The sequence below is a fragment of the Candidatus Eisenbacteria bacterium genome, from assembly GCA_016930695.1.
Lineage (GTDB): Bacteria > Orphanbacterota > Orphanbacteria > Orphanbacterales > Orphanbacteraceae > JAFGGD01.
On record JAFGGD010000020.1, the window covers coordinates 1 to 23,780 of the forward strand.

The 23,780-nt window shown below is 67.0% G+C and carries 19 protein-coding genes; 11 read left to right on the plus strand and 8 right to left on the minus strand.

What is annotated here, in order from left to right:
* Positions 1–404 precede the first annotated feature (404 nt).
* A complete protein-coding gene (locus tag JW958_03070; GenBank protein ID MBN1825221.1) occupies positions 405–3,239 on the plus strand; it encodes a DUF2961 domain-containing protein in 2,835 nt (944 codons plus the stop codon).
* 420 nt (positions 3,240–3,659) lie between these two features.
* Here JW958_03070 and JW958_03075 read toward each other — a convergent pair whose 3' ends face one another.
* Positions 3,660–5,621 carry a glycogen debranching enzyme family protein gene (locus JW958_03075; GenBank protein MBN1825222.1) on the minus strand — a complete coding sequence of 654 codons (1,962 nt, stop codon included), beginning with the start codon at positions 5,619–5,621 and terminating at the stop codon, positions 3,660–3,662.
* A gap of 177 nt (positions 5,622–5,798) precedes the next feature.
* Between JW958_03075 and JW958_03080 the strand changes: the two genes are divergently transcribed.
* On the plus strand, positions 5,799–8,480 hold the full coding sequence (locus JW958_03080; protein MBN1825223.1) for a bifunctional acetate--CoA ligase family protein/GNAT family N-acetyltransferase: 2,682 nt from the start codon (positions 5,799–5,801) through the stop codon (positions 8,478–8,480).
* Between the two features lie 64 nt (positions 8,481–8,544).
* On the opposite strand, the gene JW958_03085 is transcribed toward JW958_03080, so the two are convergent.
* The 3 genes from JW958_03085 to JW958_03095 form a co-directional block, all read right to left on the minus strand.
* Positions 8,545–8,973, minus strand: coding sequence for a peptidylprolyl isomerase (locus JW958_03085; protein ID MBN1825224.1), 429 nt, complete (start codon positions 8,971–8,973; stop codon positions 8,545–8,547).
* A 134-nt stretch (positions 8,974–9,107) separates the two neighbouring features.
* The gene (add, locus tag JW958_03090) at positions 9,108–10,106 is read right to left on the minus strand and encodes an adenosine deaminase (protein ID MBN1825225.1); all 999 of its coding nucleotides are present in this window, start codon (positions 10,104–10,106) and stop codon (positions 9,108–9,110) included.
* On the minus strand, positions 10,103–10,708 hold the full coding sequence (locus tag JW958_03095; GenBank protein ID MBN1825226.1) for a nitroreductase family protein: 606 nt from the start codon (positions 10,706–10,708) through the stop codon (positions 10,103–10,105). The genes add and JW958_03095 overlap by 4 nt, the downstream gene beginning before the upstream one ends.
* A gap of 273 nt (positions 10,709–10,981) precedes the next feature.
* Between JW958_03095 and JW958_03100 the strand changes: the two genes are divergently transcribed.
* A complete protein-coding gene (locus JW958_03100; protein MBN1825227.1) occupies positions 10,982–12,481 on the plus strand; it encodes an SDR family oxidoreductase in 1,500 nt (499 codons plus the stop codon).
* Positions 12,482–12,485: 4 nt separating this feature from the next.
* Here the strand turns inward: JW958_03100 and JW958_03105 are convergent, their stop codons facing one another.
* A complete protein-coding gene (locus tag JW958_03105) occupies positions 12,486–12,833 on the minus strand; it encodes a YkgJ family cysteine cluster protein (GenBank protein ID MBN1825228.1) in 348 nt (115 codons plus the stop codon).
* A 190-nt stretch (positions 12,834–13,023) separates the two neighbouring features.
* On the opposite strand from JW958_03105, the gene JW958_03110 reads away from it, so the two are divergent.
* From JW958_03110 to groL, 5 genes are all read left to right on the plus strand, one after another.
* Positions 13,024–13,830: an NTP transferase domain-containing protein gene (locus JW958_03110; GenBank protein ID MBN1825229.1), complete on the plus strand. Its 807-nt coding sequence runs from the start codon at positions 13,024–13,026 to the stop codon at positions 13,828–13,830.
* Complete coding sequence (locus JW958_03115) at positions 13,827–14,606, plus strand: ribonuclease Z (GenBank protein MBN1825230.1); 780 nt, start codon at positions 13,827–13,829, stop codon at positions 14,604–14,606. Before JW958_03110 ends, JW958_03115 begins: the two co-directional genes overlap by 4 nt.
* Complete coding sequence (locus tag JW958_03120) at positions 14,603–15,571, plus strand: Gfo/Idh/MocA family oxidoreductase (protein ID MBN1825231.1); 969 nt, start codon at positions 14,603–14,605, stop codon at positions 15,569–15,571. Before JW958_03115 ends, JW958_03120 begins: the two co-directional genes overlap by 4 nt.
* Positions 15,572–16,088: 517 nt before the next feature.
* The gene (groES, locus tag JW958_03125) at positions 16,089–16,376 is read left to right on the plus strand and encodes a co-chaperone GroES (GenBank protein MBN1825232.1); all 288 of its coding nucleotides are present in this window, start codon (positions 16,089–16,091) and stop codon (positions 16,374–16,376) included.
* Positions 16,377–16,399: 23 nt separating this feature from the next.
* On the plus strand, positions 16,400–18,031 hold the full coding sequence (groL, locus tag JW958_03130; protein ID MBN1825233.1) for a chaperonin GroEL: 1,632 nt from the start codon (positions 16,400–16,402) through the stop codon (positions 18,029–18,031).
* Here the strand turns inward: groL and JW958_03135 are convergent.
* Both JW958_03135 and JW958_03140 read right to left on the minus strand, forming a co-directional pair.
* A complete protein-coding gene (locus tag JW958_03135; protein ID MBN1825234.1) occupies positions 18,028–18,642 on the minus strand; it encodes a hypothetical protein in 615 nt (204 codons plus the stop codon). The two genes, groL and JW958_03135, sit on opposite strands and share 4 nt — an antisense overlap.
* Positions 18,639–19,484, minus strand: a complete 846-nt coding sequence (locus JW958_03140) for a metallophosphoesterase (protein MBN1825235.1) — start codon at positions 19,482–19,484, stop codon at positions 18,639–18,641. Before JW958_03140 ends, JW958_03135 begins: the two co-directional genes overlap by 4 nt.
* Before the next feature lie 168 nt (positions 19,485–19,652).
* Between JW958_03140 and JW958_03145 the strand changes: the two genes are divergently transcribed.
* From JW958_03145 to JW958_03155, 3 genes are read left to right on the plus strand one after another with little or no spacing between them, the layout of a single operon-like run.
* Positions 19,653–20,663 (plus strand): Gfo/Idh/MocA family oxidoreductase, encoded by a 1,011-nt coding sequence (locus tag JW958_03145; GenBank protein MBN1825236.1) that lies wholly within the window; start codon positions 19,653–19,655, stop codon positions 20,661–20,663.
* Positions 20,664–20,706: 43 nt separating this feature from the next.
* Positions 20,707–21,363: a class I SAM-dependent methyltransferase gene (locus tag JW958_03150; GenBank protein ID MBN1825237.1), complete on the plus strand. Its 657-nt coding sequence runs from the start codon at positions 20,707–20,709 to the stop codon at positions 21,361–21,363.
* On the plus strand, positions 21,360–22,388 hold the full coding sequence (locus tag JW958_03155; protein ID MBN1825238.1) for a flippase-like domain-containing protein: 1,029 nt from the start codon (positions 21,360–21,362) through the stop codon (positions 22,386–22,388). Before JW958_03150 ends, JW958_03155 begins: the two co-directional genes overlap by 4 nt.
* Here the strand turns inward: JW958_03155 and JW958_03160 are convergent.
* A complete protein-coding gene (locus JW958_03160) occupies positions 22,385–23,722 on the minus strand; it encodes an NCS2 family permease (GenBank protein MBN1825239.1) in 1,338 nt (445 codons plus the stop codon). The two genes, JW958_03155 and JW958_03160, sit on opposite strands and share 4 nt — an antisense overlap.
* Positions 23,723–23,780: the final 58 nt, after the last annotated feature.

Genomic DNA, 23,780 nt, shown 5'->3' on the forward strand with positions numbered 1-23,780 from the left:
GAATCTGTCGAGCTTATCGGGGCGGGCGGAGGTGGGTCGGCGAGCGAGAAGAGGGAGGATGCAAAGCATCCGGACCGTGCCCCGAAGGGAGACCGGTGGGGGAAGGAAAGGCACCCTCACCCGAACCCTCTCCCGCCATACTCTCCGCCTCCTCCTCGGACGGACTCCGAGAGGGATTACCCGTCCGTCCTTTCTCCCCACATCGTGCCCCGAAGGGAGATCGGGGGTGGAAGGGATTCTCGATCTCGATCCCGATTCGAGTACGGGGGTATGTATGGAATGAATGAGCGGGGGAAGGGGGGATCCACTACCGTGATATCCGGTAACGATCTATGCGTTTTCCGCGTTTCCGCACGGGTTTCTTTCCCCTCGCGCGTGCGTCGGGATCGCGGTATGGTCGGGGCATGAAGGATTTCATCGGACGGGCATTCGCGGCGGCGCTTCTCGCCCTTTTTATCGGCGCCGGCGTGGCGGCGGGAGAGGAGGCGGACGTCTGGGCGTTCCTGGACGCCGATCTCTCCCGTCTCCCGGAGTTCTCCGACTCGAAAAGCGTCCTCTTCTCCAGCACCGACCGGACCGGCGGGAACGACGACGGTTTCAGCGGTCTCTACTCCCGCCTCAGGATCGACGAGAAGGGGGAACACGTTCTCGCCGAGATGGACGGACCCGGGTGCGTCACCCGTATATGGATGACCTGGCCCGGCCGGGAGACCCGCCTCCGGGTATACATCGACGGCGCGCGCGAGCCGGTCCTGGACGCGCCTCTGGAGGCGCTCTTCTCCGGACGCGTTCCCCCCTTCCTCGATCCCTTCGTCGGCGGCGCGAAGGAGAACGGCGGGGTGAACTTCTCCTACATCCCTATCCCCTTCGAGAAGAGCATTCGCATCACCACCGTCGATGGGATCCGCTTTTACCAGATCCAGGCGCACCGCTATCCCGAGGGGACGGCGGTCCGTTCCTTCCGCCTCCCCTATCCGGAGGAGGACCGGCGGGCGCTCACCAAGGCGATCGAGAAGCTCGCCCGCCTTCCGCGCGAGATCGACATGGAGATGCCTTGGACGGTGGAACGCCGACCTGGCGACCGTCTGGTGGAGGGGACGGTGGAGATGGCGGGCCGAGGGAAACAGGCCATCACGCAGAGCTGTATCTTCCGATCCGATGAGCCTGGGGAGATCGTGGAACTACGCGTCTCCTATGATGGGGAGGGCGACGACTGGAGGAAGGTCCGTCTCGTCGCCCAGTGGGACCGCAAACCGGACGAGGGGACAACCCCTGAGGGATACACGGACTTCGAGGGTCCGGTCCCGGTGAACGTCCCACTCGCCGATCTCTTCGGCAGCGCCTTCGAGCCGGTGTCGATGCGCTCCGCCGGCATCCTCTCCTCCGGGACGACCGGCGTTCTCCGTTTTCCCATGCCTTTCCGCACCGCCCGTCTCTTCTTGCTCCCGGCCCGAAAAGGAGGGAGCTGCCGCTACAAGATGCTCGTCCGTCCCCTCTCGGAGGAGGAGGCGGATCGGCGGATGCGTTTTCGCGCGGCCTTTTCGGATGAGATCATTCGAGAAAAGAACCATCCCGTGGCGGACGACGTCGGGCAAGGGTGTTACATCGGCACTATCCTGAGCGCCCGGGGCGTACGGGACGCCTCCTGCCTCGAGGGGGATGAACGGATCGTCGTGGACGGCGACTCGGTGAACGCTCTCCGCGGTACAGGCACGGAGGACTACTTCAACTCCGGGTGGTATTTCGCGCGCGGCGAAAAGAGCTTCCCCTTCCACGGCGTCACCTTCCGGAGCGAGGAGGGCGCCCCCCGCTTCTCCGCCTTCCGCCTCCACCTCGCCGACAGGATCGACTTCCGCGATTCCCTCTCCTTCGACTTCGAGGTGGGGGAGTGGGAGAGCGGGAAGGGACCGATCGAAATCAAGAACAGGCCGGTCTATGCATCCATCGCGCTTGCTTACGCAAAGGCTCTCCACCGGGAGAGGGTAGAAATGTGGGGGGCCTACATGGCCAAACAAGTCGCGAAGGAACGGTTCTTATTCGATAATAAACAATGGATCGACAGGATGATCGTGCAGCCGCGCTATCTGATTGGTGTCGGGGGGATCGGGGTAAAAGGTTTCCCCGGAACGGACAGACGCTATCGGATGTTCTTAGATGCGCCGCCTCATAGATGTGAATCGGGATATGCGGACGACTTTCCTTGGCCGCCGGTGCAACTGAATCTTCCGGACCATGATTTCGGAGAGTTTTTTCCTGGTTGGAATGGGCGGACTCTCCACCCGGTCTTTCATGGCTTCTGCGAAAAGTCCCCGTGGGAGTCCGCCGTAGACTTCTTCTGTACGATTCCCATCTCGCATTGGTCATTAGGTGTCGATGCGGGATATCCATCTGACGCCTACGATGTATCTCTTGTTTACACCCGAGCACCCGAGTTGGGTGTCCTGCGGTCTTGGTTCGGAAAGACGGAGATCCTCCCGCCGACCTCCTGCGCGTCCGATTTACTCGAGCCGGTGTTCATCTCGCCGCCGGCGCGAACACCTTTGACAGGACTCGGTGAGGCGCTCCGACTCCAGGTCGAACCTCCGAAAGGAGATTGGGAGCCCTATCGGATTCCCATCGATTCACATGCGCGCGCATACAAGGAGAGTGCCGAATACAAGGAGTGGGGGGAACCAGAAACCGCGGGCAAACTCCCCCTCCTCGCCCTCATCCACGGCATTCTGATCCGCCCGATCGGCGGGTACGCGGACCGCTGGCTGGTGGTCGGACCCTTCGCCAATGTCGCCGATTCGCGTTTCGATCACGCCTACCCGCCGGAGGAGGACTACCTCCTCGGGATGATCCGCACCGATGACGTCTACGCCGCCGCAGACGGGAGCCCCATCCGTTGGTCGACGGTCCGCGCCGCGGGGAACGGCTATGTCGACCTTCGCTCTTCCGTCGGTCCCGGCGTGCACTGCCTCGCCTACGCCCTTACCCGCGTGAAAAGTCCCCGCGAGAGGGACGCCCTCGTCTCCCTCGGCTCCGACGACGGGGTGATCGTCTGGGCGAATGGCGAGGAGGTCTTCCGGCATCAGGTGCTCCGCGGATGGGAGGACGACCACGACCGCTTCGTGATCCATCTGAAAGAAGGGTGGAACGCGATTCTGGTGAAGGTGACCCAGGGGATCGCCGGGTGGGGATTCTCCATGCGGATCAACGACCCCGACGGCGAACTCCTCTACGACCCGCCGGAGTAGGGCCGCTAACCAGATACCTAGGCCGTTCGGGCCCTCGGTACCAGATACCTTTGCGCTCGTTTCGCTCGCGAAAAGAGTATCAGGGACCGAGTTCTCCCCCTTCGCCGCCGGTCTCCCTCTCGGGGCCGTCTCGACCCGCCGGGCACCCGCCGGAGCCTTCCGAGCATCGCTCGGGAGGCGACGGTGGGATTCCTGCAGATTGGTGACGACAACCGATCACACGACAGGAAAACCGTAGGCGCGGCCGGGTGGCGGCCACGGGTGCCCGCGAAGGGCGCCGCCACCGAGTGCGAAGGCGCGAATGGCAGGCGCCTTTCGAGGGCGGATGGCCGACAGGACCCGGCCGTGTACGGAGTTTACGTACACGAATCCCAATCGATTGCGATTTCGATCCCGATAGCGATACCGACCGGCAGTAACTCACCTAGTCAGCATCCACGCCCGGAGCACCTCCGCCACGCTCCACGCCTGCGCCGGGCAGCCACGCGGTTCGTGGGGAGGGTCGCCGTCGAAGATCTCCGCCACCGTTCCGAGCCCGCGCCCGCCGACGTAATCCAGCAATGGATCGAGGAACGCCCGCGCTTTCTTCTTGTCGCCGTGAGCCTTCAGGTGCGCCTCCACGAAGGGACCGATGAGCCAGGACCAGACCGTCCCCTGATGGTACGCGCCGTCCCGCGCGACCCGGTCCCCGCCGTAGCGCGGCCGATACTCCGGGTGATCCGGCGCGAGGGAACGGAGCCCGTACGGCGTGAGGAGGTCGCGCTCCACCGCGTCCACCACCGCGCGCCTCCAATCCGGCGATAGAGGCGAATAGCGGAGAGACGCCGCGAAGATCTGATTCGGCCGGACCGACGGATCGTTCCCCTCCGGCCCGTCGATCAAGTCGAAGAGGCATCCGGTCTCTTCATTCCAAAACTTTTCGAAAGAGCGCTCCGCCTCCTCCGCGAGACGCGCGAATCCCTCGCCGTCGCCGCCCAGCCTCTCCGCGAACCCCTCCATCGAACGGAGCGCGTTCACCCAGAGCGCGTTGATCTCCACCGGTTTCCCGATCCGCGGCGTCACCACCCAATCCCCCGCCTTGGCGTCCATCCAGGTGAGCTGCACACCCGGCTCGCCTCCCGCGAGGAGCCCGTCGGCGTGATCCACGCCGATCCCGTGGCGCGTTCCATAGACATGCCTGTCCACGATTTCCCCGAGCACCGGAAAGAGTTCCGCGAGGAGCGCGTCGTCGCCGGTCGCCTCGACATAGGCCCGCGCCGCCTCGAAAAACCAGAGAGTCGCGTCGATGGTGTTGTACTCCGGCCTCTCCCCCTTGTCGGGAAAACGATTGGGGATCATCCCGGCATCCACGTGGCGGGCGAAGACGCGGAGGATCGACGCGGCGATCTCCGGGCGGCCCGTCGCGAGGGCGAGGCCGGGGAGGGCGATCATGGTGTCCCGTCCCCAGTCGGTGAACCAGGGATATCCGGCGATCACCGTCTTCCCGTCGGGATCGTCCGGCGTCGGACGCCTCGCGAGAAAGGAATCGGCGGCGCGGAGAAGCGCGCGGATCTCTTCCGCGCGCTCGCCGGCCGAAACGATCAGGGACGCCCCCCGTTCCATGAGATCGCGGTCGTGGTCGCGGATCGCTCGAATCGCCCCGTCCACGTCCGCGTCGACTCGCTCCTCCGCGCTCAGAATCAGATCGGCGCGCCCCCCTCTCTCTATGCGGAAACGGATCGGTCCGACCGAGGGGATGTCCTCCCGGCAGGGGAGGCCACGGTACTCCTCGACGGCGAGGTGGAGGTCCCGCTCCCACTCCACATTGTCCTCCACCGACGACGCGCGGGGGGCGAGGATCGCGAGGGGGGGCGCGGCGTCGTCGAAAGTGACGAGCAGACGGTCCGGCCCGGTCTCCATGCGCGGCGCCCGCTCCGTCCCGCTCGAAACGTCGTGATAGCCCCTGTGAGCGACGAGGACGCGGATCTCCAGGTCGATCCCGTCCCCCTCGATCAGCGTCCATCGGACGAAAGCCGCCGCGGCGTCCCTCACGAGCCCGATCCTCTTCTCGACGAGCGCGCCGCCGGCGCGGAAGGTCCAAACCGGCAGCCCTTCTTCCATGCGGAAACGCTCGATCCGCCGGTTACCGCCCGGCTCCGATCGGCCGTCGCCGTATCGATTGGTGTATAAAGGGAACTGCGCGCCCCCCGCGACGACCGTCTCGCGCACGCCGGGGACGAGCATCATTCTTCCGAGAGGGGGACGGAGCGCGGCGATGAGAAGCCCGTGGTAGCCGCGCATCCGTTCACCCGACACGGTCCCCAGCGCGAAGCCGCCGGTCCCGTTCGCGACGACCCACTCCGCGCCGCCCATCCGTTCGATCTCGTTTCCGCGGATCTCCATCCTCTTCTCCCCGTGCCCGCACGTTCCCGCCAGTGTACGCGTTCCGCCCGGCGTTGTCCCCCCCGGGGGCGGTTGGAGGCGCCCGTTCGCGGTGCTATACTCGGCCCCGCGCCGCGTTTCGCCCCGACCCCGGATCGGGAGGCGACGACGAACCGAACCGGCCGGGAGGATTCCGCCTTGAACGTGCACAAGCTCGACCCGATCTTCCGCCCCAAGCGGATCGCCGTGGTGGGCGTTACCGAGAACCCGATGAGCGTGGGGGGGACGGTGCTCCGCAACCTGGTGGGGACCGGCTTCCGCGGCGTGGTCTATCCGGTCAGCGCCGGCGCCGAGGCGGTCCAGGGGATCCCCTGCTATCCCGATCTCGACGCCCTCCCCAAAACGCCGGACCTCGCCCTCATCGCCGCGCCGGCGGAGCAGGCGCCGGAGTGGGTGCGCCGCGCGGGCGAACGCGGCGTTCGCGGCGTCATCGTCCTCTCCGCCGGTTTCGGCGAGGCGGGCCCGGAGGGGAAGGCGCTCGAGGAGGAACTGCGTCTCGCCGCCGCCGCCTTCCCCGAGATGCGGATGATCGGGCCGAACTGCCTCGGCATCATCGTTCCCGAACTCTCCCTGAACGCCACCTTCGCCAAGGGGATGCCCAAGGAGGGGAAGGTCGCCTTCGTCTCGCAGTCGGGCGCGCTCTGCACCAGCGTGCTCGACTGGGCGATCCGCGAGAACATCGGTTTCTCCTATTTCGTCTCCGTCGGGAACATGCTGGACGTGGAGTTCGGCGACCTGATCGATTACTTCGGCGAGGACGAGAAGACCGAGTCGATCATCCTTTACATCGAATCGATCAAGGACGCGCGCCGTTTCATGACCGCCGCGCGCGCCTTCGCCCGCACCAAGCCGATCGTGGCGTACAAGGCGGGGCGCTTCCCCGAGTCGGCGGCGGCGGCCGCTTCCCACACCGGCGCACTCGCCGCCGAGGACAGCGTGTACGACGCCGCCTTCGAGCGCGCCGGCGTCGCCCGTGTCTTCGAGATCGGGGAGATCTTCGACGTGGCGGAACTCGTGGGGAAGCACAAGGTCCCCGCGGGGCCGCGGCTCGCGATCGTCACCAACGCCGGCGGTCCCGGCGTGATGGCGACGGACGCCCTCCTCGCCCTGGACGGCCGCCTCGCCGGTCTCGCCGGCGAGACGATGGAGAAGCTCAACCGCGCCCTTCCGCCGATGTGGTCCCGCCGGAATCCGGTGGACGTCCTCGGCGACGCCCGCTCCAAGCGCTACAAGAAGGCGCTCGAAATCGTGCTCGCCGATCCGGGCGTCGACGCGGCGCTCGTCATCCTCACGCCCCAGGCGATGACCGATCCGGTACGCACCGCCCGGGCGACGGCGGAACTGAGCGCCGAGAGCCGCAAGCCGATCCTCGCCGCCTGGCTCGGCGGCGCCTCCATGACCGAGGGGATCGATATTCTGAACCGCGCGGGGGTCGCCACCTACTCCACGCCGGAGCAGGCGGTGCGCGCCTTCATGACCCTGGTCGGCTACGCCCGTAACCTCGAGATCCTCTACGAGACGCCGCGGGCGATTCCGGTCACCTTCACCGTCGACCGGGCGCGGATCCGGGAGCGCTTCGAATCGCTTTTGCGCGGCGGTGAGACCCTCGGCGAAACCGCCTCGAAGACGCTTCTCGACGCCTACGGCATCCCCGTTTCGGCGCCGGAGAACGCGGCGGACCCGGACGAGGCGGCGGCGACGGCGGCGCGGATCGGCTATCCGGTGGTGCTCAAGATCCTCTCGCCGGACATCACCCACAAGACCGACGTGGGAGGGGTGGCGCTCGGCCTCCGGAACGAGGAGGACCTGCGCGGCGCGTTCGACCGCCTCGTGCGGAACGCCCGCGAGAAGCGCCCCGACGCGCGCATCGAAGGCGTGACCGTGCAGAGGATGTTCGAGCGCGGCGACGGCGTGGAGATGATTTTAGGTCTCAAGCGTGACCCCGTCTTCGGGTCGGTGATCCTGGCCGGTCTCGGCGGCGTGAGCGCCGAACTCTTCGCGGACCGCGCCCTCGGCTTCCCCCCGCTCACGGAGCGCCTCGCCCGGCGCATGCTGGAGAAGCTGAAGGCGTGGCCCCTTCTGAACGGGTACCGCGGCCGGCCGAAGGCGAACACGGATCGCCTGATCGAGGTGATGCTTCGGCTTTCCTATCTCGCCGCCGATTTCCCCGAGATCTCCGAGCTGGACGTGAACCCCCTTCTGGTGACGCCGGAGGACGCCGTCGCGCTGGACGCGCGTGTGATCCTCGGCGCCGCCGCCGCTCCGCCCGACCGGGAGTACCGCCATCTGGCGCTCCGTCCTTATCCGGAGGAGTACGTGCGGACCGCGCGCCTTCCCGAGGGCGCCGAGACGACCCTGCGCCCGATCAAGCCGGAGGACGAGCCCCTCTGGATGGAGATGCTGGGAAGCTGCTCGCAGGAATCGATCTACGCCCGTTTCCGCTACGCCTTTCATTGGAAGAGCCACGACGTGGCGGTTCGTTACTGCTTCATCGATTACGCGCGGGAGGTCGCCATCGTGGCGGAGATGGAGGAGGAGGGGGGGCGCCGCCTGGCGGGGGTGGGGCGGCTCATCGCCGACCCGGACGGCGAGACGGTGGAGTACGCGATTCTCGTCACCGACGCCTGGCAGAACCGCGGTCTCGGCGCGCTTCTCACCGATCATTGCCTGGAGATCGCCCGAAGCTGGGGAATGCGCCGCATGGTGGCGCAGACCACGTCCGACAACGACCGGATGATCGCTCTTTTCCGTAAACGCGGTTTCGCCGTACGCGTCGATCCGGAGAGTTCGCTCGTGGAAGTCTCTCTCGATCTGGGCTGACGATCCCCCGGACGCCGACGCCCCCCGGTTTTGTGCGGCGTGCTTCCGCGCGCGCCGCCGCCGATCAGCCGATCGACACCATCTCCAGATCGAAGACCATGGTCTTCCCCGCCAAAGGATGGTTTCCGTCTAAAACGACATCCTCGCCGTCGACCTCGGTGACGGTGACCAGCGCCTTCGCGCCTCCCTCTTGGGTCAGTTCGTACCGCTGTCCCACCTCGGGATCCATCCCCCGGGGGAGCCGATCCTTGGAAACCCGGAAGAGCAGCTCTTCGACATGGGGGCCGTAGCCCTTCTCGGGGGTGACATGAACCGTCTTGGCGTCCCCCGCCCGCATGCCGATCACCGCCTCCTCGACGCCGGGGATGATCCGCCCCTCGCCGAGAGTGAACTCGAGGGGCTCTCCCCCCTCGGAACTGTCGAATACCGTGCCGTCTTCCAGCTTCCCGGTGTAGTGCACGCGAACGAGATCTCCTGTTTTCGCCTCGGACAAATCGCCCTCCTCGAGAATAAATATGCGCCGCCCGCGGCGTCGCTCGCCGCCAGCCTCTTATTCGAAGTAACACGCCCGGTCCCGATGTACAAGGGTTGCGGTTAAAAAACAGGGGGCGGCGCGCGGGGGGGCGATCAGGCGGACCAGGCCGGATCGGCCCGGAAGCGCGTTTCCATCTCTCTCTTTCGTTCCCGGGGAAGCCAGGAGGAACGTATTCCTTTAAGGATCAAGGAATGGATCCGGTCGAGGGGGAAGCCCGGTTCCTCCTCGAGGGCGGCGAACTCGCCGGCGAGGCTGTTGCCGAAGAGGGCCGGGTCGTCGGTGTTGACGGAGACGGGAACGCCGCGATCGAGGAACAATCGAATCGGGTGCGCCGCGAGGCGCGGGATCACGCCGGTCCGCAAATTGGAGCCGGGGCATGCCTCCACCGGCACCCTCCGCAGCGCCAGAAGATCGAGCACGCCGGGGTCCTCGGCGGCGCGGGCGGCGTGTCCGATCCGGTCGGGACGGAGCGCCTCCAGCGCGCCGCGGACGCTCTCCGGCCCGGCCCCTTCGCCGGCGTGAACGGTGGTCCGTAGGCCGCGGCGGCGCGCCTCCTCGAAGGCGGGCGCGAAGGGTTCCGGCGGGTGCTCCGCCTCGGTGCCGCCCAGGCCGATGCCGATCACGCCGAGGTCCTTCAGCTCCGCCGCCTCCGCGACGCGGTGAAGAGCCCGCTCCGGCCCGCCGTCCCTCACCAGGTCGAGGATGAGCGCCGTCTCCGTCTCGGGCGCCCGGTTCAGGCCGGCGCGCACCGCCTCGGCGATCCGGCCCGTCTCGAGGCCGAAGCGGTGAAAATCGGAAGGGGAGAAGTGAAGCTCGGCGTAAAGAATGTTTTGTGAGTGAAGATTTCGCGCCACCGCCTCGGCGATCCTCTCGAAGGCGGCGTGGTCCCGCAGAAACCCGTTTTTCCAGGTCCAGGTTTCCAGGAAGTGGGGGAAATCGCGGTAACGGAAGCGTTCTCGGAGGGAGTCGCGGTCCGGAACGGAAGGATCGCCCCCCCGCTCTTCGATCAGTTCCCAGAACGTGTCGAGGGGAATCGCTCCCTCGAGGTGGACGTGCAGCTCCGCCTTGGGGATTCGCTCGAAGCGGTTCACCCCCCGATCCCCTGTCCGTCGAGTCCGCCGCGCCGCGCCACCTCGGCGAGAGGCTTCCGGCCGCTCGGCGACTCCCGCTTCGCCAGGTTCTCCGGGAGCGCCGCGGGATCGCCCTTTCGCCCGACGGCGACGGCGGCGATCACCTCGTATTCCTCCTCCGGCGCGCCGAGCGCCTCATGGGCTTTCTGCCGGTCGAATCCGGCCATGCCGTGCGCGTAGAGGCCCATTTTTCTCGCCTGCAGGGCGAGGCTCATCCACGCGGATCCGGCGTCGAAGGGGGCGGTCCGGTTCGGTTTGCCGTTCTTCTCGAAGGCGCGCCGCACGAGCACGTAGAGAAGGAGAGGGGCGCGTTTCGCCCAGATCCGGTTCCCCTCGACGAGAGGCTCCAGGAAGCGGGCGCGCTCCTCGTCGGAAACCGCGTAGAGAAAGAGCCAGGGTTGCTCGTTCATGGATGAAGGGGCCCAGCGGGCCGCCTCGAAGAGGGAACGGACAGCCTCCTCCGGAATCGGATCGGGGCGGAAGGAACGGGGGGACCAGCGGTCGGTGAACTGCGGATCCACCTCCGCCTCGGCGCGGCGGGGATTGGGCGCGGGTTCGATCATGGTCGGGTGTCCTCCTATACGGCCGTGTTCTTGATCGAAATCCAAATCGAAATCGCAATCGAAATCGGAACGCTGTTCCCTTGCGTCGCTCCCATCCCGGCCCATGTCGTTACAAGAATCAAACGATTTCGATTTCGAATCGTCCCCCCCTTCAGCATGCCTCAATCCCCCGCGCGGAACCACACCTTCCTCCGCATTTCCTTGTTTCCGCCGAAGGGATGGTCTACCTCTTCGGATGAGGGCGTTCGGCGGGACGCCCGGGAGAATCGCCCGATGAGCGATCGAGTGAGCGACGCGCCGGATCGCGCCATCCTGTTGACCGGCGCCACAGGCTATATCGGCGGCCGCCTCGCGCCGCGCCTTCTCGACGCCGGATTCCGCGTGCGCTGCGTCGTTCGGAATCGCGCCAAGCTCGCCGCGCGCCCCTGGGTCGGCCGGGAAGGATTGGAGATCGTCGAAGCGGACATCGGCGATCCGGAAAACCTGCGCCGGGCGATGGAGGGGTGCGGAGCGGCCTACTACCTGGTCCACTCCATGATGGTCGCCGGCTCGGATTACGCCCGCCGGGACGAGGAACTGGCGAAGCGTTTCGCCTCGGCCGCGCGCGACGCCGGCGTCGGCCGCATTCTCTACCTCGGCGGGCTCGGCGAAACCGGCCCCGATCTCTCGCCTCACCTCCGCTCCCGCCGGGAGGTGGAGCGCGCCTTCGCGTCCGCCTGCGTACCGGTCACCGTCTTTCGCGCGGCGATGATCATCGGATCCGGATCCGCTTCCTTCGAGATCCTGCGTTATCTCGTGGAAAGGCTTCCGGTGATGATCACCCCGCGCTGGGTCTCCACCGAGAGCCAGCCGATCGCCGTGTCCGAGGCGCTGGACGCGATGGTTCTCGCCCTCGACGCGCCGGAGACGTCGGGGCGCACACTCGACCTCGGCGGGCCGGAGGTCCTCTCCTATCTGGAGATCATGCGGATCATGGCCGAAGAACTGGGACTGAGGCGGCGGCCGGTTCTCCCCGTTCCGGTGCTCACCCCGAAGCTGAGTTCCCTCTGGATCCACCTGGTCACGCCGATCAGCGGCCGGATCGCCCGCCCCCTCGCCGAGGGTCTCCGCAACCGGGTGGTCTGCCGGGACGACGCGGCGGAACGTCTGCTCCCGCGCTGGCGGGTTCCGATCCGCGAGGCGATCCGCGAAGCGGTCGCCTCGACCCGGAGCGGCCGGATCGAGACGAGTTGGACCGACGCGGGCCCCATGCCAGGCGATCCGGATTGGTCCGGGGGCGACGTCCGGAACGACGTGCGGGAAGCGGTGATCGGAGCGCCTCCGGAAACGGTCTTCCACGCGGTCTGCCGGATCGGCGGGGGGAACGGTTGGTACGCGGCGGATCTGCTTTGGCGGATCCGCGGATGGATGGACCGGCTCGCCGGCGGTCCGGGTCTCCGACGCGGGCGCCGCGATCCGGAGAGGATCGGCTACGGGGACGCCCTCGACTTCTGGCGCGTGACCGCCGTGGAGGAGAACCGTTACCTGGAACTGCGCGCCGAGATGAAGCTCCCCGGCGAAGCGCTCCTCTCCTTCCGTATCGAGCCGGTCCCGGGCGATCCGGGCGGGAGCAGGCTGATCCAAACCGCCCGCTATCTGCCCCGCGGTTTGGCGGGGCTTCTCTACTGGTATTCCGTTCTTCCCTTCCACGGCTTCGTCTTCCGCGGAATGCTCGGCGGGATTCGCCGGACCGCCGAGGAGGCGGCGCGGCCGGGGACATTCCTGCAAACCTGAACGATCAGACCGGTTCCATTCCCGGGCAGGTGCGCGCCCGGCGGTTCCACGCCTCCCGGCTCGCCAGGATCTCCGGCCAGAAGGGGAAGGAACGGCACTGCTCCGGCCGTGCTTCGTGAATCGTGCAGACGCCTCCCCGGAAGAAGGGGCAGGGGCGGCGGCGGGTCACGCGGATCCAGAACCCCTCGCCGTTCTTCTCGTCGATGTGGCGCTCACGGAAGCGGTGCACCGGAACGCCGACAAAGCGGGCGGCCCGGCGGAGGTCGGCATCCGTGAAGCAAACCCAGCCGGGCCGGCGGCAGCAGCGTCCGCAGGCCGTGCATCGGAAGCGGAGTTTCTTCCCGTCGAGCATGGGAGCGGATTCCCTCCACCACGAAGAACACTCCGGAAGGCGAAACGAAACCGAATTCATTTTACCATGAAGAGCGGGGTGGGCAGGGAGGGGAAGAGCCGCGGAGAACGATGGTCTGGAAAAAGTCGTCCTCCCCGCGATGCGCGATCCATTACAGTGGGCGACGGGCGAATGCCCTCGGGGAGCGATCATGGACGAAGTCGAACAGGCGGTCCTGCCGGCGGCGGGACGGGGGACACGTCTCGCGCGTGTCCGAGGCGACGGGCCGAAGGAATTGCTCGCCGTCGGCGGGATCCCTCTCATCGATCGCGCCGTCCGCGAGGCGTTTCTGGGTGGCGTGAAGAGGGTGATTCTCGTCCTCTCGCCGGAGAAGGCCGCCATGGGGGAACGTTTCCGCGACCTCGCCGCACTGGCCGCCCTGGGCGCCGGCGACGGAGAACGATCGGTGGAGACGGCCGTGCAGGAGCACCCCACAGGGCTCGCCGACGCGATCCGGATCGCCCGCGACAGGATGGAACCCGGCCCATTCGCCCTGCTCCTTCCGGACAACGTCTACGACGGCGACCCGCTCGGCGAGATGCTTCCCGCCTTTCGCGCCCGCCGGATCTCCGTCGCCGGGTTGCTCGACGTCCCGCCGGAGGATTGGAACGGCTTCGGGAACTGCGGCGCCGTGGAGACGAAAGCCGAAGAGGGGTGGCTTCGGATCGTCCGTCTCGGCCCGAAGGGGAGCGGCCCCTTCCGTGGGGAAAACCCGAACGCGCCGGCGCGCCGCTGGTTCGGCCGCTCCATCCTGACCCCCGCCTTTTTCGATGAATGGGGACGCGCCGCTTTTCCGCCCGGCGCGGAGAGAGACGACGTGCCGGTCCTGCAACGAATGGTCGCCGGCGAGGGGGTTCTAGGCGTGCCGCTTCGCGGGCGCGGCTTCGACGCGGGAAACGAGACCGGCCTCGCCCGGGCGCGGGCCTATTACGAGTACGAGAGGGGGTCGGACCGATGATTCGCTGGACCGTCCTGGGGAGCGGCACGCACATCGCGAGCGCCCGGCGCGGTTCGCCGGGGCACATGGTCGAGGTGGGGGGAACGAAGGTCCTCTTCGATTGCGGCGCCGGCTCCTTCCACGGAATCGCGCGGGCGGGCGCGGCGCCGGAGGAGATCGGCGCGGTCTTCATTACCCATCTCCACCCGGATCACACGGCGGATCTGACGCCTCTCCTCTTCCGCATGCGCTCGGCCATTCGCGCCTCCGGCGGCGCGAAGTACGTCGACCTGATCGGCCCCGTCGGTTTCGCGACTTACATGGAAACGCTCCGCGCGCTGCACGCGCCCTACCTGGAGACGCAGGGGCTGGAGTGGCGGGTCCGGGAGGTCGGCGCCGGCGAGACGCGGCTTCCGGAGCTCGCGGTGAGGCACCTTCCCGTTCCCCACGGCGTTCCCGCCCTCGCCTACGGCGTGGAGGACGGCGAAGGGGCGCGGGCCGTCTACAGCGGCGACACGGGACGATCCGCCGATCTGATCCGCCTCGCCCGCGGCGCGGATCTTCTGGTGATCGAGGCGAGCTTCCCCAACGGCCGGAGGGAGACGGGTCACCTGACGCCGGAGGAGGCGTCGGCGATCGCCGCAGAAGCGGGCGTAGCGGAAATGGTTCTTGTCCATATGAATCCGGAGTGCGACGAGGCGGACATGGCGGCCGAGTGCGGCGCGGCGTTCCGCGGGCGGATCCTCGTCGCCGAGGACGGCATGGTCCGCGTCGCGCGGAGAGGGGGGAGCGAGTGAGTGACGTCCGTTTCGGTTTGATCGGCGTGGGGAGGCACGGCGCGCGCTACGCCTCGCACCTTCTCGGAGGGGACGTCCCCGGAGGGAGCTTGGCGGCGATCACCCGGCGTGATCATCGCCTCGGCGCGGAGCAGGCCCGGGAGTGGGGGGTCGCCTACCACGAAGACGCGCTCTCTCTCGCGGCGGACCCGGCCGTGGACGCCGTGCTGGTCGTCTCTCTCTCCCTCTTTCATCCGGAAGGGGTGGAGGCCGCCGCCGGCGCCGGGAAACCGGTGCTGGTGGAGAAACCCCTCGCGAGAGACCTGGACGGCTGCGACCGCATCGAGGCCGCGGTCCGGCGGGCGGGCATCCCTCTGATGGTCGCCCAGACTTCCCGCTACGAGGGGGTGATCGCCGGCCTACTGGAGGCGCTCCCCTCGATCGCCCCGGTTCGGGAGGCGCTTTTCGACCTGCAAACCGAGGATCGGACCCACGTGAATGGTGTCTTTCAGGAGCGCCTGAACGACGACGGAGTGCTTCTCGATTCCGGGGTCCACTATTTCGATCTGATCCCCCGAATCATCGGACCGATCCGCGAGGTGTGGTGCGAGCGCCATTTCATGCGTGGCACGCCGATCGACGACGGTTACACGGCCCTCTTCCGCGCAGCGGGCGGAGCGCGCGCGGCGATTCACACGGCCCGTTGGGGCGGTTCGCGCGACGAGAGGATCCGGATCGCCGGAGAGGGAGGGCTGCTGATCGCTTCCCGTACGCCGCACCGTCTCCATCGAGTCGCCGGGCGAACTTGCGCGCCCCTCCCCTTCCCCGAGGTGCCGGGCACTCTTGTCCCCACTCTTTACGATTTTCTCCGGGTCTGCCGGGGGGAATCCTCGCCGCCGATCCCTCTCGCCGACGGACGGGCCGCCGTGGCGGTGGCGGAGGCGTGCCGGCGAAGCCGCGGCGCGTGGGTCGCGCTCTCGGGGTGAAACGAAGGACGGTCGGGAGTGGGCCGCGCAAGTCGTGAGGCTCACCACGAAGAGCACGAAGGGCTTTTTAATCGGGATCGCTATCGACATCGAAATCCCCTCGTAACCGGATTCACTTTTCCGGAGCGGAGCGGAGGAAAAGGTATCTGGTTACGAGGATCCGTCTTTTCCCATCCGTCTCACGCCTCCCCGCGACTCCCGCCCCCGCCGAAGAGGCAGGCCCATTCCGGTCGAGAAAGAGCAAAAAACCGCGCTTTTCTGTCAATATGGGCATGTCTCGTGTGCGCCAATAAGGCAGAATAAAAAACACTTGCACTCTCCGGCTGAGAGTGCTAATTTGTAGATTGTCTGCTGATAAGCAGTTACTTCACCGGGCCCTCTTCGGTATCGATTTTGCAATCTAATAAGGCCTGGAAATTCAGCGAACGCGCGCCCTTCCGGGCGCGCATACAGGTTCAACCTCCCGGAGGGGAGCGCCGGGCCCGCGAAGCGGGCTCCGTGGAAAGGAGTGAGAGGGTTGAAGATCAAACCTCTGAATGATCGGATCCTTGTCAAGCGTCTGGAAGCCGAGGACAAAACCAAGGCGGGAATCATCATTCCCGACACGGCCAAAGAGAAGCCGAACCAAGGAAAGGTCGTCGCCGTGGGCGACGGCTCCAAGGACAAAGACGGGAAGCGCGTCCCGATCCAGCTCAAGATCGGCGACCGCATCCTCTTTTCCTCCTACGCCGGGACGGAAGTGAAACTCGAAGAAGAGAGTTATGTGATTCTGCGCGAGGATGACATCTACGGCGTCATCGTCTAGCGAAACGAAAGGAAGCGTGCGATATGGCTGCGAAGCAGTTGAAGTTCCAGGACGATGCCCGTCGCTCCATTCTGAGGGGCGTGGAGCAGCTCGCCAGAGCCGTCAAGGTCACCCTCGGGCCGAAAGGCCGGAACGTGGTCCTCGACAAGAAATTCGGCTCGCCGCTCATCACCAAGGACGGCGTGACCGTCGCCAAGGAGATCGAGCTCGAGGATCCCTATGAGGACATGGGAGCCCAGATGGTCCGCGAAGTCGCGTCCAAGACGAGCGACGTGGCGGGCGACGGGACCACCACCGCGACCATCCTCGCCGAGGCGATCTATCGCGAGGGGTTGAAGAACATCACCGCCGGCGCCAACCCGATGGCCCTCAAGCGGGGGATCGACACGGCGGTGCGCACGATCGTCGAGGAGCTGACCAAGCTCTCCAAGAAGGTGCGCGATCCGATCGAGATCATGCAGGTGGCCAGCATTTCCGCCAACTCGGACCAGGAGATCGGCAAGATCATCAGCGACGCGATGGAGAAGGTCGGCAAGGACGGCACCATCACCGTCGAGGAAGCCAAGTCGATCGAGACCACCCTGGAAGTGGTGGAGGGGATGCAGTTCGACCGCGGTTACCTCTCCCCCTACTTCGTGACCAATCCGGACACGATGGAGGTCATGCTCCAGGACGCCTACATCCTGATCCACGAGAAGAAGATCTCCGGCCTGAAGGACATGCTTCCCCTCCTGGAGAAGGTCGCCCAGACCGGTCGTCCCCTGCTGATCATCGCCGAGGACTTGGAGGGCGAGGCGCTGGCCACCCTGGTGGTGAACAAGATCCGCGGCACGTTGCAGGTGGCCGCCGTCAAGGCGCCCGGCTTCGGCGATCGCCGCAAGGCGATGCTGCAGGACATCGCGGTGCTCACCGGCGGCAAGCTGATCAGTGAGGACCTCGGCATTAAGCTCGAGAACGTCAGCACCGGCGATTTGGGGCAAGCCAAGCGGATCAACGTCGACAAAGAGAACACCACCATCGTCGAGGGCGCCGGCAAGAAGACCGACATTCAGGGCCGGGTCGCCACGATCCGCCGCGAGATCGACGAGAGCACTTCCGACTACGACAGGGAGAAGCTCCAGGAGCGTCTCGCCAAGCTGGCCGGCGGCGTGGCGGTGATCAACGTGGGCGCGGCCACCGAGATCGAGATGAAGGAGAAGAAGGCCCGCGTCGAGGACGCGCTGCACGCGACCCGCGCCGCGGTGGAAGAGGGTATCATCCCCGGCGGCGGCGTGGCCTACCTGCGCGCCTCCAAGGCCCTCGACAAGCTCGAGTTGGACGGCGACGAGAAGGTGGGCGTGGACGTTGTCCGTCGCTCCCTCCGCGAGCCGATCCGGCAGCTCGCCACCAACGCCGGCGTCGAGGGTTCGCTGGTCGTCGAGCGCGTGGCCCACGAGCAGAAGTACGTGGGTTACAACGTGACCGCCGACAAATACGAGGACATGATGAAGGCGGGCGTGATCGACCCGACCAAGGTCGCCCGCTCCGCCCTGCAGAACGCCGCTTCCATCGCCGGTCTCATGCTGACCACCGAAGCGCTGGTCACCGAGATCCCCGAGAAGGAGAAGCCCGCTCCGGCCGCGCCGGGCGGCGGCGGCTACGGCGACATGTACTAGTCGATCGATCCGTTCGATCGTTCACGCGGAAAGCCCGCCCCTCGGGGCGGGTTTTCCTTTTCCAGGCGGATGTGATCGAGCCAGAGGACGGGGGGATCGCCCGGGCGGAAGAGGAAGACGACCAACTTCTCCACGCGGGAGAGGTCCATCAATCGACCTTCCGGCGCACGCCGGACATCCTCCAGGGGAACGCGGATCTCGGTAGAGCCCGGCGGGAGCGGGAAGCGGCCGTTGTATCGGTTGGAGAACTCTTCGCCTGATTCGGTGTCGTCGATCCGGACCACCAGGGTGAGGGTGTCCGCGCCGTTTTGGAAGATCGAGAAGGCGAGACGATCGTACTCCTCCCAGTTCTTCTCGAAGCCGTGGAAGCGGACGCCCGGATAATCGCCGATACCGAGATCGCAGCGGAGCGCGTGGTCGCCCGACGAGGCGTGTTCCGCCGTGAGAGAGAAGAGGTCGTGGCAGCTCCACCAGACCCGATCCAGATCTCGATCGTCCTCGAAGTCGAAGAGCACGCGGACCGAAGGGGTCTCGAAGAGTCCGCATCCGGCGGCGAAGACGGCGAGAAGGGCGGCGGCGTAGAGGGCGATTCGGACGCGGAGCCGGATCATTCCTCTTCCTCCGTGAAGCGGAGCACGGTGATCTCCGGCGGCATGCCGAAGCGGACGGGGAAGATGCTCCAGCCCACGCCGGAGTCGACGTGGAGCCAGAGGCCGCCGACGCGGAAGCGTCCTCGCCGGTAACGCCAATCCTTGTCCGACAGGAATCGTTCGAGCAGCGCCTTCGGCGCGGCGATCTGTCCCCCGTGGGTGTCGCCGGCCAGGAAGAGATCCGCTCCGGAATCGGCGGCGCGCTCCAGCATCCAGGGGGTGTGGGCGAGGATCACGACCGGGATCGAGTCGGCCGGCGCGCTCAAGAGGCGGTCCGGGTCTCCCCCTTGCGCCCGCGTGTCCATCTCGTCCAGGCCGATCAGCCGAAGCCGCCGTCCGTCTCTCTCCAGATCGATCGCCTCGTTGCGGAGCATGCGGATCGGTTCGCGGCCGCGGAGCGGTCCGCCGGGCCCGCCCACGTGGCAGAGCAGGCAGGACTCGCGGCTCCCGTCGTAGTCCACGTTTCCCAGGACGCCCCAAACCTCCGCACGCCCGGGGAAGCGCCGGAGCAGTTCGAGCGCCGGCTCCCGGGAACGGTTGGCGTGCACGTAGTCGCCGGTGACGAACACGTAGTCCGGGTCGATCTTCTCCAGCGCCTCGAGGAGGAGCCTCTCCCGCCGCCCGATTCCGCGGGTGTGCAGATCGCTGACGTGGACCACCGTGGCGCCGCCGAAGAAGCGGGCGAGCGGAGGGGAGGGGACGCGCACCTCGCGGACCACCAAACGGGCCGGCTCGATCAGCGTGCCGTAAATCAGGATCGCCGCGAAGGGGACGAGCGCGATCCACAACCACCGGAGCCGCATCGGATTCACCTCCCCCGCGCCCGGGCGCGGACCGGCACCACAATCCCACGGGCGGGGCCGACAGTCAACCGGAGCGGAGGGTGGGCCGTCCCTCCCCTTCGTGCTATCATGCGGAAAGGACCGGACCTGCCCCCGCGGCGGCGCCGCGGGTCGCGCGAGGAGTCAAGCATGATACGAATCGGCGTGATCGGTTGTGGATACTGGGGACCGAACATCATCCGCAACTTCGCGGACCTTCCGGAGGCGGACCTGGCCCTCGTGGCGGAGAGGGACGAGGAGAAGCGGAACCGCGTTCTCCGGCGCTATCCGTCGGTGCGGGGAGTCGCCGACGGGGAGGAGATCCTCCAAGACGAGTCGGTGAAGGCCGTGGCGATCATCACCGACGCGGAGTCCCATTACACCCTGGCCAAGCGCGCCCTCGAAGCGGGGAAACACGTGCTCGTCGAGAAACCCCTCGCCATGCGCCCCGAGCAATCGGAGGAGTTGGCGCGGCTCGCCGAAGAGAAGCACCTGGTCCTCATGGTGGGGCACACCTTCGAGTACAACCCGGCGGTGCGGCGGTTGAAGGAACTGACCCGGACGGACGGGTTCGGGGCGATCCGCTACATCTATTCGACACGCGTGAATCTGGGAATCTTCCGGCCCGGCATCAACGCCATGTGGAACCTCGCCCCCCACGACCTGTCGATCCTCTTCTACCTGCTCGATGAGGAGCCGACCGGAGTGATCGCCCTCGGCCGCTCCTTTATCAAGCCCGACGTGGAGGATGTGGTGTTCCTCTTCGTCGAGTTCCCCTCGGGGAGCGTCGCCCACGTGCACGTGAGTTGGCTCGACCCTTCGAAGGTGCGGCGGACGACGGTGGTGGGCGAGCGGCAGATGGCGGTGTACGACGACCTGGACAGCGAGCAGAAGCTGAAACTGTACGACCGCGGTTTCGAGAGCACCCTCTTCGAGGACGGGGGAATCCAGGACTATCAGGTCCGGCTTCGCGCCGGGGACATTTTGGCGCCGCGGATCCAGACCACGGAACCGCTGCGCGTGGAATGCGCCCACTTCCTGGAGTGCGTCCGCGAGGGTGGGCGTCCGCTCACCGACGGTTGGAACGGCCATCGCGTGGTGCGTACTCTTCACGCGGCGCAGCGCTCGCTCGAGGCGGGCGGCCGGCGGATCGAACTCTGACGGTGGTGGCGCGCCGGAGCGGGCCGACGCGGGAAAAGGGCGGATGAGACGAAGCGACTGGAACGCCTACTGGTCCCGCTCGGAGGGGGGACGCTTCACCCGGGAGAGCTGGTCCAAGCGGCGGATCATGGAACGCCTCGATCCGTACCTGCGCCCCGGGATGCGCGTGCTCGACGCCGGCTGTGGTTGCGGCCACTTTTGCCGGCGATTCCTCTTCCGCGGGTGCCGGGTGACCGCGCTGGACCGCTCCGAGGAGGCGCTCCGTATCGCGCGACGGGCGACCGGCGGCGAGGCCGAGGCTTACCTGCGGGAGGATCTCCTGGACGAGGGCTTCGCCGCGCGCCGGCGGGAGAGTTTCGACCTGATCTTCAGCGACGGCCTTCTGGAGCATTTCCCTGCGCAGGCGCAGAGGAAGATCGTGGCGAACCTGGTTGCCGCGCTCGCGCCGGGCGGGATGATCGCCACCTTCGTGCCGAACGCCCTTTCTCCCTGGAGAGTGGTCCGCCCATTCCTGATGCCGGGGATCCATGAGACCCCTTTCCGCGGCGGCCCGCTCCGTGAGCTGCACGCCGGCCTGGACGTTCTCGAAGCGGGGGGGGTGAACGTGCTCCCCTTCCGATGGTCGCCGGAGCGCGCCCTCGGGGGGCGCTTCGGCATGCTCCTCTACGTGCTGGCGCGCAGGCGGGACGGCGGATCGTGAAGAAACGCTACATCTTCAACGTCGGTCTCGGCCTCCTGGTCTTCTTCTATCTCGAGTACCGCCTCGGGTTCCGCCGGAGTTACGAGGCGCTCCTGGCGGTGGACTTCCGCTTTCTGGCGCCGGCGGTCGCCGCCTTTTTCCTCTCCCAGCTGGTCCGGTTGGTCAAGTGGCGCTTCTTCTATAAGAAGGGACGGATCCGCACCTCCTTCGCCGAGGTCGCCCTTTTTTATTTTAATTTGAAACTGTTCGGCATGCTGACGCCGGGGCGGATCGGCGAGTTTCTCCCCGCCCTTACCGCCCCCTCCGGCAAGGGATCGCTCTTCTCCTTCACCGGATACGACCGGCTTACCGAAGCGATGGCGACTCTCACCGTCGCGATCGTCGCTTTTACCGTACTCCTCCATGGGACGGCCTCCACCGGCCTCCTCCCCTGGGTGCTGCTGCTGATCTTCCTCATGGCGTTGCTCTCGTACTTCCTGGTGCGGAACGCCTGGATGATGGGCCTCGCCGAGCGTCTCGGCCGTCGCCTGGAGAAGCACAACCGCTTCAAGATCGTCCGGCGGATCCTCGCCCAGGAGGAGAGGATCGCCATCGAGATCCGATTCCTGCAGCGCACCTTCCGCAAGCTCTTCGCCCCCCACACCGCCGCACCGGTCTTCGTGATCACCTTCACCGCCCTCGCCGTGGACATGCTTTTCTGGTGGCTCCTCTTCCGCTCCATCGGCGTTTCCCTCTCGCCGATCACCCTCGTCGCCGCCATGGCGGTCTTCAACGTGACCGGCTTCTTCTCTCCCACGCCGGGAGGGATCGGGGTCTCGGACAGCTTCTTCGTGCTCTTCCTGAAGAAGATCGGGGTGGAGGGCGCCTTCGGCACCTTCGTGCTGCTGCTCCGGTTCTCGGTGATCGGCCTGACCGTGGTCTGCCGCTTCGGGGTCGGGGGATGGATCGCCTTCCGCGCCGCGCGCCGGCGGGCGGCGGAGCGAGAAGCCGCCGCGCCCGACTCCGGCCGCCCCTCTTCCGGTTAACGCAGAAACAGGTAGCGGAGCAGAAAGAGCGCCGCGAGCAGGTGCAGGACGGCGTGCGCTTCCCGCGCCCGACCGGTGACGATCTTGAGCGCCGAGTAGGCGATGATGCCGAAGCCGATCCCTTCGCTGATGGAGAAACTGAAGGGGATGATCACCATCGGGAGGAAGGCGGGGAGGTATTCGGTCGGATCGCTCCAGTCGAGACCGCGCACCGCCCGAAGCATGATCGCGCCGACGACGATGAGGGGGGGGGCGATGAATGGATAGAGCGTCGTCCCCCCCGCGTCGATGCCGCCGCCGATCGCCCGAAGAAGCGGGTAGAAGGCGAGGGAGAGGAGGAGGAGGGCCGCGGTGAAAAGGCTCGCGAGGCCGGTGCGGGCGCCCTCGGCGATCCCGGCGGCGCTCTCGATGTAGCTGGTGATCGTGGAGGTGCCGAGCAGGGCGCCGGCGACGGTCCCCGCCGCGTCGGAGAGGAGCGCCTGCTTGTCCCGGGGGAGCCGGCCGTCACGCAGGAGCCCGCCCGATTCGGCGACACCGAGTAGGGTGCCGATCGTGTCGAACAGGTCGAGGAAGAGGAGCACGAAGAGCACGGTCAGAAACCCCGGTTCGCGGAACACGCCCAGAATGTCGAGCCGCAGAAAAGCCGGTTCCTCGACGCGCGGGAAACCGACGAAACCGTCGAAGCGGAAGATCCCCCGGAGGAGCCCGACGAGGACCGCGGCGACGATGCCGAGGAGCATGGCGCCGCGCACGCGAAGCGCCAACAGGATGAGGGTCGCCGCCGCGCCGATCCACGCCGCCTCCGCCGCCGGCGATCCCAGGTCGCCGAGACCGATCAACGTCCCCGGCTTCCCCACGACGATGCCGCCGTATTCGAGTCCGACCAGCGTGATCAGGAGGCCGATACCGACGGCGATGGCGACGCGAAGGCTCGGGGGGAAGACGTTGAGGATCGCCGATCGGACTCCGGTGAGGCTGAGGATGAGAAAGAGGGCGCCGGAGACGAACACCGCGCCGAGACCGACCGTCCAGGGGTAGCCGTAGCCGCCGATCGCCGCGGCGCCGCAGACGGTGAAGGCGAAGAAGAAGTTGTGGCCCATGGCGGGGGCGAGAGCGATCGGCAGGTTCGCCGACAGCCCCATCAGGATCGTCGCGAAGGCGGAGGCGACGCAGGTGGCGATCACCACCGCGCCGTGATCCATACCGCAGGAGGCGAGCACGGAAGGCTGGACGAAGAGGATGTAGGAAAGGGTGAAAAAGGTGGTCGCCCCGCCGATCGCTTCGCGGCGGACCGAGGTTTCGTTTTCGCGGAGACGGAAGATCCTCTCGAACATCGGCGCGTCCTCCTCCGGGGCGTTCGTTCTTCGACGCGGCGATTGTAGGGAAGGGGAG

Coding starts and splice junctions, on each gene's coding strand:
- JW958_03070 (MBN1825221.1), top strand. CDS start 405: ATGAAGGATTTCATCGGACGGGCATTCGCGGCGGCGCTTCTCGCCCTT.
- JW958_03075 (MBN1825222.1), bottom strand. CDS start 5,621: ATGGAGATCCGCGGAAACGAGATCGAACGGATGGGCGGCGCGGAGTGG.
- JW958_03095 (MBN1825226.1), bottom strand. CDS start 10,708: ATGATCGAACCCGCGCCCAATCCCCGCCGCGCCGAGGCGGAGGTGGAT.
- JW958_03100 (MBN1825227.1), top strand. CDS start 10,982: ATGAGCGATCGAGTGAGCGACGCGCCGGATCGCGCCATCCTGTTGACC.
- JW958_03105 (MBN1825228.1), bottom strand. CDS start 12,833: ATGCTCGACGGGAAGAAACTCCGCTTCCGATGCACGGCCTGCGGACGC.
- JW958_03110 (MBN1825229.1), top strand. CDS start 13,024: ATGGACGAAGTCGAACAGGCGGTCCTGCCGGCGGCGGGACGGGGGACA.
- JW958_03115 (MBN1825230.1), top strand. CDS start 13,827: ATGATTCGCTGGACCGTCCTGGGGAGCGGCACGCACATCGCGAGCGCC.
- groL (MBN1825233.1), top strand. CDS start 16,400: ATGGCTGCGAAGCAGTTGAAGTTCCAGGACGATGCCCGTCGCTCCATT.
- JW958_03135 (MBN1825234.1), bottom strand. CDS start 18,642: ATGATCCGGCTCCGCGTCCGAATCGCCCTCTACGCCGCCGCCCTTCTC.
- JW958_03140 (MBN1825235.1), bottom strand. CDS start 19,484: ATGCGGCTCCGGTGGTTGTGGATCGCGCTCGTCCCCTTCGCGGCGATC.
- JW958_03145 (MBN1825236.1), top strand. CDS start 19,653: ATGATACGAATCGGCGTGATCGGTTGTGGATACTGGGGACCGAACATC.
- JW958_03150 (MBN1825237.1), top strand. CDS start 20,707: ATGAGACGAAGCGACTGGAACGCCTACTGGTCCCGCTCGGAGGGGGGA.
- JW958_03160 (MBN1825239.1), bottom strand. CDS start 23,722: ATGTTCGAGAGGATCTTCCGTCTCCGCGAAAACGAAACCTCGGTCCGC.